Origin of the sequence: Okeania sp. SIO2F4 (assembly GCF_010672385.1) — a bacterium.
Taxonomy (GTDB): Bacteria; Cyanobacteriota; Cyanobacteriia; order Cyanobacteriales; family Microcoleaceae; genus Trichodesmium.
In genome coordinates this window covers 1-17,692 of sequence record NZ_JAAHGT010000088.1, presented here as the reverse complement: position 1 = coordinate 17,692, position 17,692 = coordinate 1, and the positions used below count along the sequence as shown (strand labels likewise).

The 17,692-nt window shown below is 34.8% G+C and carries 10 protein-coding genes; 8 read left to right on the top strand and 2 right to left on the bottom strand.

Translation table 11 applies throughout. The features are described from left to right. Positions 1 to 1,536: 1,536 nt before the first annotated feature. The 8 genes from F6K22_RS08460 to F6K22_RS08425 all read left to right on the top strand — a co-directional run bounded on the left by F6K22_RS08460 (position 1,537) and on the right by F6K22_RS08425 (position 16,765). On the top strand, positions 1,537 to 2,772 hold the full coding sequence (locus tag F6K22_RS08460) for an LL-diaminopimelate aminotransferase (protein WP_293095794.1): 1,236 nt from the start codon (positions 1,537 to 1,539) through the stop codon (positions 2,770 to 2,772). Between the two features lie 917 nt (positions 2,773 to 3,689). Continuing rightward, positions 3,690 to 3,953, top strand: coding sequence for a hypothetical protein (locus F6K22_RS08455; protein ID WP_293095791.1), 264 nt, complete (start codon positions 3,690 to 3,692; stop codon positions 3,951 to 3,953). 247 nt (positions 3,954 to 4,200) lie between these two features. Next, positions 4,201 to 5,385, top strand: coding sequence for a DNA cytosine methyltransferase (locus F6K22_RS08450; protein ID WP_293095789.1), 1,185 nt, complete (start codon positions 4,201 to 4,203; stop codon positions 5,383 to 5,385). A gap of 192 nt (positions 5,386 to 5,577) precedes the next feature. Then, positions 5,578 to 5,715 carry a hypothetical protein gene (locus F6K22_RS08445; RefSeq protein ID WP_293095786.1) on the top strand — a complete coding sequence of 46 codons (138 nt, stop codon included), beginning with the start codon at positions 5,578 to 5,580 and terminating at the stop codon, positions 5,713 to 5,715. A 177-nt stretch (positions 5,716 to 5,892) separates the two neighbouring features. Beyond that, a complete protein-coding gene (locus F6K22_RS08440; protein WP_293095783.1) occupies positions 5,893 to 6,474 on the top strand; it encodes a Bpu10I family restriction endonuclease in 582 nt (193 codons plus the stop codon). A gap of 704 nt (positions 6,475 to 7,178) precedes the next feature. Then, the gene (locus F6K22_RS08435; protein WP_293095780.1) at positions 7,179 to 8,096 is read left to right on the top strand and encodes a LysM peptidoglycan-binding domain-containing M23 family metallopeptidase; all 918 of its coding nucleotides are present in this window, start codon (positions 7,179 to 7,181) and stop codon (positions 8,094 to 8,096) included. A gap of 1,617 nt (positions 8,097 to 9,713) precedes the next feature. Continuing rightward, the gene (locus F6K22_RS08430; RefSeq protein WP_293095777.1) at positions 9,714 to 10,859 is read left to right on the top strand and encodes a calcium-binding protein; all 1,146 of its coding nucleotides are present in this window, start codon (positions 9,714 to 9,716) and stop codon (positions 10,857 to 10,859) included. A 659-nt stretch (positions 10,860 to 11,518) separates the two neighbouring features. Next, a complete protein-coding gene (locus F6K22_RS08425; protein WP_293095774.1) occupies positions 11,519 to 16,765 on the top strand; it encodes a tetratricopeptide repeat protein in 5,247 nt (1,748 codons plus the stop codon). A 315-nt stretch (positions 16,766 to 17,080) separates the two neighbouring features. Here F6K22_RS08425 and F6K22_RS08420 read toward each other — a convergent pair whose 3' ends face one another. Next, positions 17,081 to 17,239 carry a hypothetical protein gene (locus F6K22_RS08420; RefSeq protein WP_293095772.1) on the bottom strand — a complete coding sequence of 53 codons (159 nt, stop codon included), beginning with the start codon at positions 17,237 to 17,239 and terminating at the stop codon, positions 17,081 to 17,083. Between the two features lie 39 nt (positions 17,240 to 17,278). Continuing rightward, on the bottom strand, positions 17,279 to 17,470 hold the full coding sequence (locus F6K22_RS08415; protein ID WP_293095769.1) for a hypothetical protein: 192 nt from the start codon (positions 17,468 to 17,470) through the stop codon (positions 17,279 to 17,281). Positions 17,471 to 17,692 lie beyond the last annotated feature (222 nt).

Here is a 17,692-nt window from a genome sequence, read left to right as displayed (position 1 = left end):
TTTCTTCTCTCTTGGGAGATTGGAGGCAAGCGTTTGCGCTTCGCAAAGCTTCGAAGTTCGCGTAGCGTCCCGGAGGGAACGGAGACCTCGCCATCCCATCCTAACGGACTGCTCCGCTTTCCGACCGCTGTCTTGGTCGATTGGAGGCCAGCGAGGAGACCTCGGCATCCCATCCTGACGGAATGCTCCGTAAACGACCGCTTTTTTCTCCACGGCGAGTGAGAGGCTTTATACCTTTATTTTTCGGTAAGGTTTTTATACACAAATAAAATAGGGCTGCTATATACATTTTTGATGCTAAAGGTTCTGCCTGTCTATATTTAATCCTATTTTCGGGCACTGTTTTGTCTAATTCCAAATTGATAAATGTTAGCTACAAATACTTGTTTTTTTTTAGTATTCAGTAGCCAATAGAAATAGCTATTATTATCATTTTTTACTCAGAAATAATTTGATTCTATCCAATAGATATAGCAATTCCCAAAAAGCGTGAGGTACAAAATTTTAGGTTTGAAGGAACAGGGAATAAAAAGACAAAAAGATAACTGTACCTCATGACCTTGGCAAAGGGTATATCTGACTTAAATAATTTTACTTGACCAAATGATTCTAAGCATTCAGCTATTAGCAGTCAGCTTTCAGCTTTTTAATAAACTATGTGGTTCGATAGACTATTAAGGTTTACTAATGGACTTTTATCCATACTTTTAATTCTTTGAAATTTCTCAATTACTTTAAAAGTAATAAAGTTGTTAACGCAGTTCCTCGGCAGGAGGCTACCTAATAGCTGACCGCTGAATACTTACAAATGATTTATAATATTATTTTTGAAAATTAGTATAGTACCAATACTCAAAAATTTTCCAATACTTGAACAGTTTATAAGTTCGTCAAATCAAGCTTTTAAGCGTGGTAAGACTTTTGATAAATACTATAAGTCTAGTTAAGAGAATATTTGTCAAGGAAATATCAAAAGTTGAATATCACCATTAATCTAAATTAATGACTAATAGCAAAAGTCCTTGCTCTTTGAGAAGTAGCTATATTTTAGTCAATACTTGAGGACTATTTTCTAGTGACCGAAAAATTTGGGTAGTTACGCCTCCTCTTTTAAGGGGATAAAAAAAGAATATTCCGTATTTCAAGCCTCCCTATTGCAGGAGGTACTGATAACTGATAACTGATAACTGATAACTGAAATGACTAATAGTTCTCTATTCTTGCCTATCTCCTACTCCCTATTCCCTTCTTTAATTCCCTTTTTTAGATTCACTGATACATTTAGTTTCTAAGTAGGTGGACAAAATTATTCGTGTATTCACCTGCTCAACTATATCTCTTTTGCCTTTTGCCTATCTCTCCCAATTACAACAGTTTTCGAAGTTATGAGGTACAGTTGTTTTTCTTCTTTTCTATTCCCTGTTCCCTGTTCCCTCAAACCTAAAGTCTTGTACCTCATAACAAGAGAAAACGCTGTAATTTGACTTTCAGTTTTCCAACAGGTCTAATGTTGTAAGTGACTTTTTTTAATCTACCATGGCAACAATTAACGATAATTACCTCAAACTCAAAGCAGGATACCTATTCCCAGAAATAGCTAGACGTGTTAATACTTTTGCTGAAGCACACCCGGAGGCCCAGATTATTAAATTGGGTATTGGGGATGTGACCGAACCATTGCCAGAAGCTTGTCGTCAGGCCATGATTAAAGCTGTGGAAGAAATGGGCGATCGCTCAACTTTTAAGGGTTATGGCCCAGAACAGGGTTATGGTTGGTTGCGGGAAAAGATTGCGACTCAAGATTTCCAAGCTAGGGGATGTGATATTGATGCCTCGGAAATTTTCATTTCTGATGGGTCGAAGTGTGATAGTGGTAATATTTTGGAAATTTTTGGCAATAATAATACTATTGCTGTAACAGATCCAGTATACCCGGTGTATGTAGATACTAATGTAATGGCAGGTAATACTGGAAATGTGAATGATAAAGGAGAATATGAGGGTTTAGTTTATTTACCAATAACAGCAGAAAATAATTTTATTGCTGAAATTCCTACTCAAAAGGTAGATTTGATTTATTTGTGTTTTCCCAATAACCCCACTGGTGCGACGGCAACTAAAGAATATTTGCAAGCATGGGTAAATTATGCCAAAGCAAATGACGCCATTATTTTATTCGATGCTGCTTACGAAGCTTTTATTACCGATGCGAGTCTTCCCCATTCTATTTATGAGATAGAAGGAGCAAGAGAATGCGCGATCGAATTTCGCTCCTTTTCTAAGAATGCTGGTTTTACTGGTACCCGTTGCGCGCTGACTGTCATACCCAAAACTCTCAAAGGGAAAGCTGCTGATGGTAGCGATGTAGAATTATGGAAATTGTGGAACCGTCGTCACTCTACTAAATTTAATGGAGTTTCTTATATTGTGCAGCGGGGTGCAGAAGCAGTTTACTCTGAGGAAGGGAAAGCGCAAGTTAGAGCATTGATAGAATTTTATTTAGAGAATGCGAAAATTATTTGCTCCCAGTTACAAGCAGCAGGGTTAACTGTTTATGGTGGAGTGAACGCGCCTTATGTTTGGGTGCAAACTCCCACAGGTTTGTCGAGTTGGGATTTCTTTGATAAGCTGTTGCAAAATTGTAATGTTGTCGGTACACCGGGTTCAGGTTTCGGCGCTGCAGGTGAAGGTTACTTCCGCATTTCCGCTTTTAATAGTCGGGAAAATGTCAACGAAGCGATGAAACGGATAACTGAGAAATTTAAGGTTTAGACAGGCGATCGCTCAGAACCAGGTTGATCTTAGAAATTTCCCGAAAAAGAATAATTATGGCAATCGACCAGGGTTTTATTTCGAGCGCTCGTTATTAATTAGACAGAAACCGGGTCGATCTAAGAAATTTCCAGAAATGGCAATAAACCCGGTTTCTTATTTCTTGAAGTCTCGATATTCTGTGGTAAATCAAGTTTATTTGTTCACCCTAAAAGTGAGTTTTTGCGCGGATGGGTAGCTGTTTGGCAGAAGGCAGGGAAAAAATGGGGTTCAAGTTGTTTGTGGGTAATGGTTTGAGGGTTGTAGATAGAAGGAGGCGATCCGCGCAAATATTGAAAGCTTTGTTGGGTAAGAGATTGAGGATTTTTTCTTGGGAGAAATCTTGCTTTTTTTTGATGTTTTATCGTATTATGAAGTCGATCCTCGCAATTGAGGCTCAGAGATTATATTTGGTAAGGGTTCTAGAACCCTGTGGCTTCCCACCTCACGGGGTGAAGTGGAATTAATGGAAACTAATTGCTCTAGTTTTGCCTCCTGATCAATGGAAAGTGCTTCCCACCTCACGGGGTGAAGTGGAATTAATGGAAACATTCATTTTGGTGTGAAATACCCAAAAACTATAAGCTTCCCACCTCACGGGGTGAAGTGGAATTAATGGAAACATATCCGTATTTGTAATTAGAGATAAAAGTAATAAGTAAGGTAGGCAAATATCACAAATTTTACTGTTGATATAGCTTCGTTTAATAATTCTGGATGACCTACAGCAAATACTCAGTAGAGGCGAAGAGCGAATCGCCCCTTCCCTATTTCTTGGGAACTACAAACCAGGATATGAAAACTATGGCAACCTATTTAAAATTATCGGCGAACTTCCTCACAATAGTTGTTTTATTCTCAACAGTTGGGAACCACCTTTGGAAATTTTCAACTTTACAGATAATGACTCACCAGTACGTTTATTTCAGTTAACTGGTTTAACAGAAAAAGAAGCGCGTGAAATGCTCAAAAATAGAGAATTATTGGATGAGGAAAAATGGCAAGAGTTGATAAATTTCTATCAAGGTAATCCCCAATGGTTAGAATTAGTAGGAGAGACAATTAAAAATTTATTTGGCGGGAGTGTAGCTCAATATTTAAGTTATCAACCGCTATTTTTATCAGATTTTTCCCATCATTAAATCTTTTCATCCATCCCTAGTCAGCGGAAAACCACAAACATTTTCATTGTATGAAGCTCCTGAAAAAAATCGGCGCGTCAAAGGATATTTGGTTGCATCCTGATAATTTTTGTGATAAGCTAAAGATTAACTGGGGTTGTTCGCCTATATACATGATTTTTTATTCAACAAAAATAGGGAGCTTAATATAAACTATAGCTGTAGCAGGCAAGATGCCTGGATACAAATTTTGCCAAAAGTATTGTTTATGAAACCATTAATATTAGATATTTTTTCCGGTGCAGGTGGATTTAGCCTTGGTTTTAAGTGGGCGGGTTGTCAAATTATTGGTGGGATAGAAATAGATAAATGGGCATCAGAAACCTTTGCTTATAATCATCCAGATGCAGTTGTGATCAATCAAGATATTACGACTATTACTAATAGAGATATTGCAGCAATTTGGGCTAATAAAAAACCACAAATTATCCTCAGTAGTCCTCCTTGTCAAGGGTATTCTATTTGTAATAAAAATGCTGGAGACCCTAAAGACCCCAGAAATAACCTTTTTAGAGAATTAATCAGAATAGCTAAAGTTTTTGATCCAGAAATATTAATTATGGAAAACGTACCCAACCTAATTAAATTTCGGACTCATTCTCAAATCAAAGTAATCGACATTATTGAACAAGAATTTAAAAAGATTGGATATAACGTCTACATAAATATATTAGAAGTCACAGCATACGGCGTGCCTCAAATCAGAAAACGTTTATTTATTATTGCCTCAAAACGGGAACTAGAAAATCCTTTTCCCTCACCAACTCATGGAATATTAACTAACCAGCAAATATCTTTATTTGAAGAAAAATTAAAGTTTTGTCCGACATTATGGGATGCTATTTCTGATTTACCTCAATTAGAAGCTGGTGAAGGAAAAGAAGAGTCAAATTATTTAAAACAGCCTTTGAATGAATATCAAAAATTGTTGAGAAATGGCAATAAAATTCTGTTTAATCACAAAGCAATGAATCATACTAAAAGAATGGTAGAAAGATTTGCCACAATGAGTTGGGGAAGTTCTGGAAAAGATGTACCAAAACATTTACAACCACGCCAAAGGAACTCCACAGAAATAGCTCAAAAAATCTACGACCAAAATAATAGAAGACTCCATCCAGATAAACCATGCCATACAATTCCAGCGTCATTTTATGCTAATTTTGTTCACCCTTATCAACATAGAAATTTCACAGCTAGAGAAGGTGCAAGAATACAATCATTTCCAGATAGTTTTAAATTTATGGGTAAACCAACAGTTGTTAGTCATAAACTACTATCTAGAGAAGGTCGTTTAGCAGAAAAACATTTATGTCAATACAATCAAATTGGAAATGCCGTTCCTCCTTTATTAGCTAAAGCTATTGCCGATAATATCTTAAAACAGTTGTAAAATAGGTAAGCACTCAGCCGTCAGCTATTAGCTATCAGGTATAATTTATTAATTCATTATTTTGGAAGAAGTAATTAGTCTCCAAGAAGTGAAATATGTTTGTGTAGCATAATCCAGGAAATAAAAAGCTTATTACCTAACTTTAGTAAGTCCTGTACGATCAAAAGTTGAAAGCTGAATGCTAATAGCTGAATGCTTACTAAAATAGAGCTAAATCAAATGTATGTTCACGGTCAAAATTTAGAGCAAAAGGAAAATCATAAAACAAAATATAGAGATACAGAATCTCGGAAATATTTGAGAGAAATCAGAGCAAAATATAATGAGTAGAAATTGGCTAATGAACAGCTAATAGGTCCGTTGATTCAAACAACAAAGCAAGATAGTGAGTTGTTAATAAAGCGAGTATAATTATTGAATAAATACAAAGATTTTCTAGAGCAACAACACTATGCTGAAAAATTTGATTCTCGTTCAAATCTCCATTCATCTGTCTTGGAATAATTTATGTATTACCTCTTCAAAGATTTAGTTAGTGAATTTTCATCACAAGCTTTAATTGGAAAATCTCGTACTTTCAAAGATATATTTTTTCGGTCTGAAAATTATCAAGATATGCTCAGTCATCCTCATGCTTTAATTGAACTAAAAGATAATGATTTTGCCATAGGAGTGAGAATTCATGCCAAAATAAATTGTCAGGGTTCCCAAGAATTAGAAAGTCATATTTGGGATGTGCCTGCTGTAGTTATAGAATGCAAAACCTATTTAGATAAAACTATGCTTCAAGATGCAGCAACGGCAGCAGAAAAACTTAAATATAGAAATCCTAATGCTATTTATATTTTAGTCGCAGAATGGCTAAAATTAACAGATGGAGTAAATTTACGAAAATTCAAAATCAACCAAATATATGTGTTAAGAAAACAAAAGAATACAGATAGAGAATTTCGATTTCAAGAAGGGTATGTGAAAAATCCTATATATGGAGATGTGGTAGAGCATTTATTTGTTTATGTTCGAGATTATTTAACTTCTGATTGGGAAGGCGGTATTAATTTTGGTTTGAAGCGTGCTTATTTAATTTAGCTAACTAATCTAGGTTAAGATTAGTGACGTAATTTCTATTTTTTTAGGACTTACACACTAAGAGATTATTTATAGAGGAAATATAAAAAGGAGACAGGGAATTAAGAATTAAGAATTGAGAATTGAGAATTGAGAATTGAGAATTAGGAATTGGGAATTGGGAATTAGAAATTGGGAATTGGGAGGAAGAAATCAAGACAAATATTTGTCACTTTTAAATCTAGGAAGATATGTAATGAAAATCTCTATATCTGCCAGATTTAAATTCTTTGAAGTCTTACTGCTTTGAGATTTTAGTCACTATTTAATTTCTTAATACTTATTTGACAAACAGTCTCTAAAACAAGAAACCGGACTTATTAACGAAAGTTAGCGATCTAAAAAACAATAATCGTAAGCATTCAGCCATCAGTTATTAATAATAGAAGGAAGTAAAAGCAAGCTTTGAAATAGAGAGATAATTAAAAGTTACTGCTAAATTCAAGCTCCTTTAACCTAAAAAATAATTATTCATTATTTGATGAACTGCTGACTGCTAGGAGCTGAATGCTTACCAATAATCATGGTAATAAACTGGGTTTCTGTGTAAGTTATTAAAATTAAATAATAAGGTTGGCAAAAATTTAATTATTAGTATTATGATAAATCAAGTTTTATTTGTCCACAAGATTTTTTTCTAGTAGATTTATACAATTTCATTGCCAATGAATTCTCAACCTTACTTTTACCTAATAACTACATTATTATCCTTAATTAATCCACTGTTAGTAATGCAGGTTAACGCCCAAACCCAACGCATAAAAGTTCCCACTCCTTCCATCTCAGAAGAAGCACAAGAAGTTTGTCCCCCACCTGCATTATCTCGTCTCCAACGCCATACCGTCGCCCCCGGAGAGACGATTGAAAGCATCGCCCAACAATACAACCTAATACCCCCAACCTTATTAGCATTTAATCGAGTGCTACAAAAAGGACAAGCAACCATAGGTACTGAAATTGTCATTCCTCCCTATAACGGTATCGCTGTCAAAGTACCCACTGGTAAAACCTGGAAAAATGTTGCAGAAAATTATAATATCCGCGCTGATGCTTTATATGAAGTAAATGGTTGCCCAGAAACATCAGCTCGACAAACACCAGAAGTAGTTTTTTTACCAGGAGTAAATTGGTCTCCGGGAGGAAAAACACCGCCAAAAACATCTTTATTAACAGGTTATCCTTTACCTTTTGAAGCTAGGGTAATTTTAGGTTATGGTTGGTTGCTACATCCGATTAAAAATAAAGTAGTTTTTCATAGTGGTTTAGATTTAATTGCTGATAGTGGTACATCAGTTTTTTCTATAGGAGAAGGTATTGTGGCATTTGCTGGTAAACAAGGAAATTATGGAAATTTAGTCGTAATTAATCATATTTCTGGCAAACAAACTCGTTATGCTCATTTAGATTATATCAATGTTAAAACTGGTCAAAAAATTGAACAAGCAGAACTTTTAGGCACAGTTGGTCAGACAGGGCAACCTGATTTTGAGGAAGCTCATCTACATTTTGAAATTAGATATAATTCTCCTTTAGGTTGGGTTGCTGAAAATCCCAATTCTTATATGGAAGTTATTTTTAAGTAATTGAAAAAAATTTTGATAACATCAAACTGCTAATGAATATATACAACTATATTTTTAACTAAGTAGATCTCCAATGTGATTCTTTTGTATCAATAAATTATCTCTTCAGTACACCCTAGTTTTGCCGGAGAGGATGACAATTAAGAGTTAGGTGTGCTATAATTTAGTCATATAAATATCTTTGATATTTTTGGGAAATAGTTAGTAAACTTCCTTGAAGCAATGAACTTATAACTGAGGCTCAAAAATATAAAGTACCAGCAATTATGATCAAAATTAGGAGTATAAATATGATAGGCATACCATTTTACTTAATGATATTATGTTTCCTAGCTACTATTATCTGGGAAAAAGTAAAATATAGTTCTGAGCCAGATTCTCAAAGCTAAATTCAAAACTCAGGTAATATACGCTCCTCCACTTGCCATCCACAAAATGAGACAAATGACAATTAGAAGATCCTTATAGATCGTATTCAATCTATAGCTTTAAGCATTTTCCTAGGAAAAACTTAGTCAGACATGACTTCTGACTTCTGACGGCTGTGATTTTCCTTTAATAAGTTGGCCAGTGAAGCGATCGCTCAACTTTTTTTGTTAAATACCCTGACGGAGTTCAATTCCTTAGAAGATAGGATAAAAAATAGTTAGATAGAGTAACAAACTCTCTTCGATCGACTACTAGATTTTGTGGTGAGTTTACTACCATCCCTAATTTTAACAGTAACACTCCTGAGGCTACAGTTCATTAATGGATAATGGATAATGGATAATGGATAATTACCTCAAGGAAAACCTTCAACAATTAATAATTAATAATTAATAATTACCTCTTCTGATAACAGATAGGATTGCCTAAAAGGAATTTTTTTTCTGCTCGAGGGAAGATTTGATTTGGCTAGGTTTCTGATACATTTCACCCTACGGGAAACATAGTTCATTATTTGTAGTGGGGTATCTAGACTAAAATTGTGGGTAAAAAAACTTAACCCCCCAACCCTCCTATCCTCCCTTTGAAATAGGATACAATTTTTCTCTAGTGACAATAAATTGAACCTGTCCCTAAGGGTGGAAGTCAAAAGTCATCCATTAAGATTTTATTGGCTCAAAACAAAGAAAAAAATTCCTTTTAGCCAATCCTCTTCTTATCAATAGCTGATAACACAGTTCCTCTGCAAGAGGCTAGCTAATAGCTGAATGCTGAATGCTTACTAATTTTCATACCTTTTATTTGTATTTATCTAATTAAAATTTATCTGCATTGTAGGCATTTAAGTTTGAGTGAATACTTGTTACCGAGTAATTTCTTAGAAGTATCATAATTTATCAATTTAATCAATCAGTATTTATATCTAATTCAAAATAATAATTTAGCTTTTTTATCAGTAATTCTACTATTGTCCAGAATTAAAATTAATATTATCTCTAAAATATTTACTTCAATCATCACAAAAATAAGAGAAAACACCTAATTTACACAAAATAACCGGATTTAATTTAAAGCCATAGAATAACTTTTTTGTAACCTAAATTTTGATTTAAATAAAAATAAATAAAATAGGGATTTTCTCTGAAATATTTGTTAATATATATAGTCAATTAACCAATACAAAAAGTTATGAGTGAAATAATAATAACCAATCCAACACCAAGTAGTTCATTTACCTTTAACGGTACGACATTTATCACAGCTACTCCAAATCCTGATGAACTAGAGGGAACGTCTGGCAACGATAGTATCAATGCCAAGGGCAGCAATGATCTAGTTAATAGTGGTGATGGCAATGATACTGTAGAAGGCAAAGGTGGGGATGACAGTATAGGCGGTGGTGAAGGGAATGACCGCATACTTGGTAATGTAGGGAATGATTTTCTTGTAGGTGGGTTAGGCAACGACAATGTAGAAGGTGGTGCTGGCGAAGACACAGTAAAAGGTAACGCTGGTAATGACAAGCTCGACGGTGGTAGTGGGGATGACACTATTGAAGGTGGAACGGGTAATGATACCGCCCTAGGGGATACTGGTGCAGACTTCATAGATGGCGGTAGTGGAAATGACAATCTTTCTGGAGACAATGTAGGTCAACCTGGTTTTAGTGATACAGTGCTTGGTGGTAGTGGTGATGACACCCTCTATGGTGGTGCTGGTGCAGATAGTCTTGTGGGTGGTGGGGACAATGACTCCATCCGAGGTGGTCAGGGTAATGATACTATGCGAGGGGGTATAGGTGATGACATCATCGAGGGTATTTCTGGGGAAAACCTAATATTCGCTGGTGAAGGCAACGACACAGTTATAGGTGGTCTAAACAGCGATACTATCTTCGGCGGTGATGGTAATGACTCTCTATTAGGTGGTAATGGTAATGACTCTCTATTAGGTGGAGCAGGTGATGATACTCTCAGAGGAGGTCAGGGTGAAGACACCTTCATTGGTAGTATTGGTAATGACATTATTGATGGTGGCGGTGGAGCAGATGTTTACATCTTTGATGTTAATGCTTCTGTAGGTATTGATACCCTTACCAACTTCCAAAATAATGACATCATTCAGATAGATGAGGATATTATTCTTGGTAATGCTGGAGGCAACATTGTACTAGAGACAGTTACAGACATTAATAATTTCACTCCTAATGGTTCTACTAATGTCGTTTATGACACAAGTGGAGAGCTGTACTTTGTTCAAGATGACAATACAGTACAACAATTCGCATTCCTCCAAGGAGATACTCCTGTAGCAGATGACTTTGAAATCATCTAAAACACTAACAAAAATAATAAATTAATTTTCACAGGGAAGCATCGCAACAGCGCTACGCGCAAGTCAGAAGTCAGAATTCAGAAGTTAAGTGTTATATCGTATATATTTTTTTATCATCAGGTTTTAAGCATTTACCAAAAAAAAAGGTCTAAATCCTCTCCTTTCAAGGGGATGAAAAAAAATCAACTTCAGTATTTCAATCCCAATGCTTCGGTCAGAGGTACTGATAACTGATAACTGATAACTGAAATGACCTCTTTTCTTTATAGAAGTTTCATATCATCTCCGGTAGAACACTTATAATTAGGCTCGTAGTTGGGCTTTAGCCCTCAAATATTTATGTCTGAGCTAAAGCAAAACTACAAACAAAAAATTTATTATAACTAATTATCCAGACATGGTATAAGTCAAAAATTCTGCCAACTAATACCAATTCACTTTAAGGATGTCACAAATAGTTTCAAACTTTAAATGTCAAAGAATTGCCTGAAACTTTTGTGCATGTCAAAGTTTTGAACCTATCAAATCTAGCATTCTGAATTCTAAATTCAGTGAAACGGTATAAGTATCTAGAAAAATTATCTTTAGATTCCCCCGAAAAGGAAGAATATTTACAGAATTACTATATATACTTAGCAAATCAGGGAGAAAAATAATATATGCAAAACGCTCCTGTTATTCAACTAATAGATGAAGCTGAAAATATAGCAATCAAAGGTTCATTGTGCCAGCAAGAAGGCAAATTAGAAGAGGCAATTTTTTACTATCAACAGGCACTGAATGATAATCCAAATTTACAACCAGTTCATTATAATTTAGGTATTGTACTGTATCAACAGGGAGATTTATTAGGAGCATATCAGAGTTATAAAAAAGCAATTGCTCTCGAACCAGATGATGTTAATGCTTATTATAATCTGGGCATTGTCTTGCAAAATCAAGGTTTATTAGCAGCAGCAATTGATAGTTATCAACAAGCAATAAATTTATCAAAAATTGAGAATAGTCACCATTTAGATTCTGTAGTTAATTCTTACAGTAATTGGGGTTGTATTTTTCTGCAGCAGGGTCAAGCTGATGCAGGAATTTCTGTGTTTAAAAAAGCTTTGTTGCTGAAACCAGACGATTTTACTATCCATAATAATATTGGTCAAGCTCTGTTACTGAAAGGTCAACTAGAACAGGCAATAGTTTACTTTGAAAAATCCCTAAAATTAGAACCTCGATTTACCATAGCTCGTCATTATATTGGCAAAGTGTATCAATTTCGGGGATTACATCAAGAAGCGGTTGAATATTTTCAGCAAATCATAGAACTAGAACCAGAAAATATTACGGCTTATACTGAAAGTGGTTATTCTCTCATGGAACAGGGAAAACTGTCGGAAGCAATGACTCATTTACAAACAGCTATTAAGAATAATTCGTTTGTTGAAAGTTATTGTAAATGGGCTGGTTTATTAGCAGAAAGTACAGATGAATTAGACAAAGCGAAAGTAGCTTGTGCAAAGTTTTTAAGAGCGCTACAAAAATATAATTCCCAAAGTTCATCATCTCTGACCGAAATTTCTCAATACTTGGTAGAAACCTACTTACATTTAGGGAATGTCTCTGCCGAATATGGCAGTCATAACCAAGCGGAGTTTTACTATAAAAAAGTTTTAGATATTCAACCAGTAGCAGCAGAGTATTATGTCAAGCTAGGTAATAGTTTAGTTGAGCAAAATCGGATAAATTCGGCAATTATTATTTATCATTTGGGATTGGCTATTTATCCTAATAATCCGCAAATATCAGAGAATTTGCAGCGTTTATCAAAATCAAGAAAATCTCATAAGAAGCAGAAGCAATTATCATCTTTCTGTCAGGGATTAAACTGTCAACCATGCTTACAACGAATTTTTCAACAGTTTAATCCTATCCATTTAGGGAGTAGAATTTATAGTTGTTCGGGAAATCCAACAACTACAAATATTCCAGGCAAAAATAACTCATTAAAAATATTAGAACCAGAAACATTTGTAGCAAAATTACCAGAAGGTAGGGCATGGGTTGTACCCCAGAAAAATTCTTGGATGATTTGTAATTCTATAGCAATTATCAATCGAGATAATCAACTTGAAAAAGAACTCTCCCGCGAATATCCAGGTCAGTTACCAGGATGCAAAAATTATGATGGAAATAAACATCGAATTTTTGAATTAGAAGAATTACCAGAATTAGAAAAAATAGATGGTACAGTAGCAGTCTTATCAGGATTATCTGGCAATGTTTATTTTCATTGGATGGTCGATATATTGCCGAGGTTAGAAATCCTGAAAATTCATGGCATAGACTTAGAAGAAATAGATTGGTTTTTAGTTAATAGTTATCAACAGCCATTTCAGAAGGAAAGTTTGAAAATATTAGGCATTCCCGAAGAGAAAATTCTCGAAAGCGATCGCCATCCTTATATTCAGGCAAAACAATTAATTGTGCCTTCATTTCCCGGATATTTAGGTTGGCTACCATCCTGGGGTTTAGAATTTCACCGTCGGATATTTTTAGAGAGAATAAAACAGGAAAGGAAAACCGAAGATAAACCCAGAAATTTTTATCCAGAACGGATATATATAAGTAGAAATAATTCACGATACAGACGAGTTTTCAATGAAGAGGAAGTAATCTCGAAGTTAAGTCAACTGGGTTTTGTTTGTATTGAGCCAGAATCAATGACTTTGACAGAACAAATAGACATATTTGCTCATGCCAAAGTGATTATTGCTGCTCATGGTAGTGGACTGACAAATATTATGTTTTGTCGTCCAGGAACTAAAGTTATAGAATTAGTTTCGCCTAACTATATTAGACATTATTATTGGGCGATTAGCCAACAACTCGGACTTGAGCATTACTATTTAAAAGGAGAGGATTTTACTTGTTATCCTATCCGTCAGTTAATGTATCAAAATCCTCTGACGGAAGATATTATCGTTAATCTTAACTGCTTAGAAAAAGTTCTGAAAATTACTGGGATTATCGAAAATACAAAAATACTCGAAACAGTTTTCAGTGGTAAGGTAAAAGCATCTATTCAGAAATATCAAAAATTAGCTATCGGGGAAAATTTATCTTACCAACGGAGCAACCCACCTATTAAATTGGTAGATAAAAAAATGTCATTAAAAGTTAACTCCCAAGAAATGGCTGCTGAGTTACATCAACGAGCAGAATTATACTTAAAGCAAAAAGAATTAGCATTAGCAAAAACAACCTGTGAGCAAGCATTAAAACATCAACCAGATTATGCACCTGCTTGTAAAACTTTAGGCAATATTCTTCATACTCAAGGTCAATTAGAAACCGCCTGGTATTGGTATACAAAAGCAATAGAATATCAGCCAAATTTTGCCGAAGCTTATGTAAATTTAGGAACATTATCTGTTCAAAAAGAACAGTGGCAAGAAGCGATAAGCTATTATCAAAAAGCTATAGAAATCAAACCAGATTTAGCAGCAGCTTACCGAAACTTAGCCAGAGCTTATGAAAAAATAGGCAACCACACTGAAGCAGCAGAATGTCGTAGACAAGCTTACTGCTTAGAACCTCGTAATCAAAAAATAGATCGACCAAATAAACTCACAAAATCAAAATCAGAATCATCAAATGAACAAACCAAAATAGCAATTCCCAGTGATGCCACAGCTACCTACAAAAGTCTAGGCAAAATGTTGCAATCTCAAGGGCAAATAGAGGCAGCTTGGCAGTCCTATAAAAAAGGTCTTTCTCTACAGCCAAATGACCCAGAAATTTATCTAAATATCGGCAGTTTGTATGCTCAACAGCAACAATGGACAGAAGCAATTGAATGCTATAAAAAATCCATTTATATAAAGCAAAATTATGCCGATGCTTACCGCAAACTAGCTACAGCTTGGACAAAAATTGGCAAGCAAACAGAAGCTTATAATTGTTGGTATCGAGCCTACACTTTAGAACCAGAAAAAGCTACAGCAGAAGAACATTTAATATTAGGCAATACTCTGCTCAGACAAAACATAATTGATAAAGCAATATCCTGTTATTGTCGGGCGATAGAATTAAATCCAAATTTATTAGGAGCTTACGAAAATTTAGGGGAAGCATTAAAGCTGCAAGGAACAAAGAAACCTACCACACCAGTATTTCCTAATCATTGGCAAGATCCAGTAAATTCTCTCAATTTACTAACAGCAGAAAATCATCAAAATAGTCAAGGAATAATTCAACAGGTTAGGGCTGAAAATGCAATTCATATCGTTCAGAAACTCAAAAATTTTGAAAGAGTTGTTAGTGACCTAGTAAATACAGTCACATCAGCATTTAATTTAAAAAATGACTTCTCAGACAATTATCTAGAATCATCCTTATCTCTGTTAGAAAATAATCAGCCTCAGCTCAATGGAAATTTTACAGGAATTATCCAAACTGTACATCCCAATCAACCTCTAACCGTCGAACCAGATTTAACTAATATTTATTGGAATCTCAAGGGAGAAAAAACTGTTCTAAATACTCCAACACAAAATAACAATCATCAGATTATCCACTCTGGTTTAAAAGCAGACAAAATTCCTCAAATAAATCAGACAACACCAATAAATTTAAAATCTGCTTTACCAGCTAATGGTACGGTAAATATTCCTGAGATTTATATTCAGTCAGCTCAAAAATATTATGAGCAGGGATTGTATGAACAAGCAATTTCCCAATCTCAGCAAGCTATTTCTATCAAAGTAGATGCAGTGGCAGCTTACATAATTATCGGAAATTCTCAGCAAAAAATTGGGCAAATCAAAGAAGCAGAGACAAGTTACCAAATAGCTCTTGAAATTGAGCCAAATAATGCCTTGATTTATAAACTATTAGGAAATTTATATGCTGAACATAAATCTTGGCAGTCAGCAATTGCTTGTTATCAAAAAGCAGTAGCAATTCAACCAAATGTGGCAGATAATTATCGCAAATTAGCCAAAATTTGGACGGAGTTAGGTCAAGCAAAAGCAGCAATAGATTGTTGGTATCAAGCTTACTCTCTAGAACCGAAAAAAGTAACAGCTAACGACCATTTTAATTTAGGAAATAAATTGTATAGACAAGGGCAAATTACTCAGGCAGTATCTTGTTATCAAAACTCTATAGAATTAAATTCTAATTTTCCTACAGTTTACTATAACCTTAGTGTTGCTTTAAAACATCTTGGCAGATTAGATGAGGCAGTTATTTATCACCAAAAAGCCAAGGAAATATGGGCAGATAAAAATCAAGATCGGGACAATTTAAAGGTTGAGATGCATTCTCGTATCTCAACCAAATTACAAATTCCATACCAGAATGGTCATCAACCAAATGTAGCAGAAATAAAACTCGAAAGTCAGAAACCACAGCAGTTATATCAGGCAGTACAAAATGAGAAAAAATATACTCAAAAAGAACAAATCCAAGAAATCTTAAAAGAAGCCAACACTTATTATTTAGAAGGATTATTTGCAGAAGCGATCGCCTCCTGTGAAAGAGCAATTAAAATTAAACCAGACCCAGAAGCTTATCAAATAATGGGGAAAGCTTTTCAAGAGAAAAATCAAGTAGATAATACTATTAATTGTTATCATCAAGCACTGAAAATAAATCCTAACTTAGCTGGTGCTAACTATGACATAGGAAAAATATTAGCAGTGCAGAAAAACTGGAATGAAGCTATTCATTATTATCGCCAAGCTTTATCTTTATTACAGTTAGACTTAGATGCTCAAACATTAATAGGATTAAAACCCGATATTTGGGAAGTGCATCAAAACTTAGGGGATGCTCTACAGGAAATTGGCGAAATAGAAGAAGCTGTGAAAATTTATCGTCAAGCTCTTAATTTACAGCAGTTTTCTAGTTAATATTGTTATTGGGTTTCCTACGTCAACCCAACCTACTAGAGCATCTAAATTTAAAATGTGGGTAAAACTAACCCCCCAACCCCCTTTCCTACAAGGGAAAGGGGGAGTATTCTCCCCTCTCCTACAAGGAGAAGGATTGGTGGAGAGGTCCTCCAGGTTGCTCAAACTTACCCACAATTTTAGTCTAGACGTCCTGCTACGCTTATTACACTATTTTAGCTGTGTCGGTCTGACGTTCCATGGAACGTCCCTACAGGGTTTTTATTGCAACAATATTGTAAGTTTAGACAAATTAAAACTAAATTTATCTCAAAATTATATCACTATTTTACTGTTGATAATTCCTCGGTGAATTTCATAACATAATTCATTTCTACGATTCATTAATCCCCAGACATTAATTCTTTTAATTTGACAACTTTTGACAGTTATTGTTACTCCTTTTTCCGGCCAAGCATAAGGAATATATGGCATCAAATAAAATTAACTTTCATCTAAATATCTCAAGTCAATTTATCCCTTTTCGTCTTGTTCTTTCAGTTCTAATAATCTAAGTTTCTTCACTTCGACTTTCCAGGCATCAAGGGTTTTACTCCGTCTGATATTCACATTCTTTTCCAGAGCTTCCTTCAACTTTTTGATAATTCTTTCTATCGTTTCTTTGCTCATATCTATTGCCCATTGTTTAGAAATTTTTATCGCCACTTTTTTGAAGTTTTTTGGGCTTTATTTGACCCAAAAATCAGGTCAATAACCTCCCCTTTCAAGGCTATGCTTTATAAACATCTTTCTTAACATAAAACGTAGATAAAAAAGAGAAGTTATGTATAAGTCATTTGAAAGGCTTTTTTCTCAGAAAAGTGTATTGAATTAGACATTATGAGTGAGAAATGCACCCCAAGATTCTTACTCCCCCCTCTCCCCCCT

Coding starts and splice junctions, on each gene's coding strand:
- F6K22_RS08460 (WP_293095794.1), top strand. CDS start 1,537: ATGGCAACAATTAACGATAATTACCTCAAACTCAAAGCAGGATACCTA.
- F6K22_RS08450 (WP_293095789.1), top strand. CDS start 4,201: ATGAAACCATTAATATTAGATATTTTTTCCGGTGCAGGTGGATTTAGC.
- F6K22_RS08445 (WP_293095786.1), top strand. CDS start 5,578: ATGCTTACTAAAATAGAGCTAAATCAAATGTATGTTCACGGTCAAAAT.
- F6K22_RS08440 (WP_293095783.1), top strand. CDS start 5,893: ATGTATTACCTCTTCAAAGATTTAGTTAGTGAATTTTCATCACAAGCT.
- F6K22_RS08435 (WP_293095780.1), top strand. CDS start 7,179: ATGAATTCTCAACCTTACTTTTACCTAATAACTACATTATTATCCTTA.
- F6K22_RS08430 (WP_293095777.1), top strand. CDS start 9,714: ATGAGTGAAATAATAATAACCAATCCAACACCAAGTAGTTCATTTACC.
- F6K22_RS08425 (WP_293095774.1), top strand. CDS start 11,519: ATGCAAAACGCTCCTGTTATTCAACTAATAGATGAAGCTGAAAATATA.
- F6K22_RS08420 (WP_293095772.1), bottom strand. CDS start 17,239: ATGCCATATATTCCTTATGCTTGGCCGGAAAAAGGAGTAACAATAACT.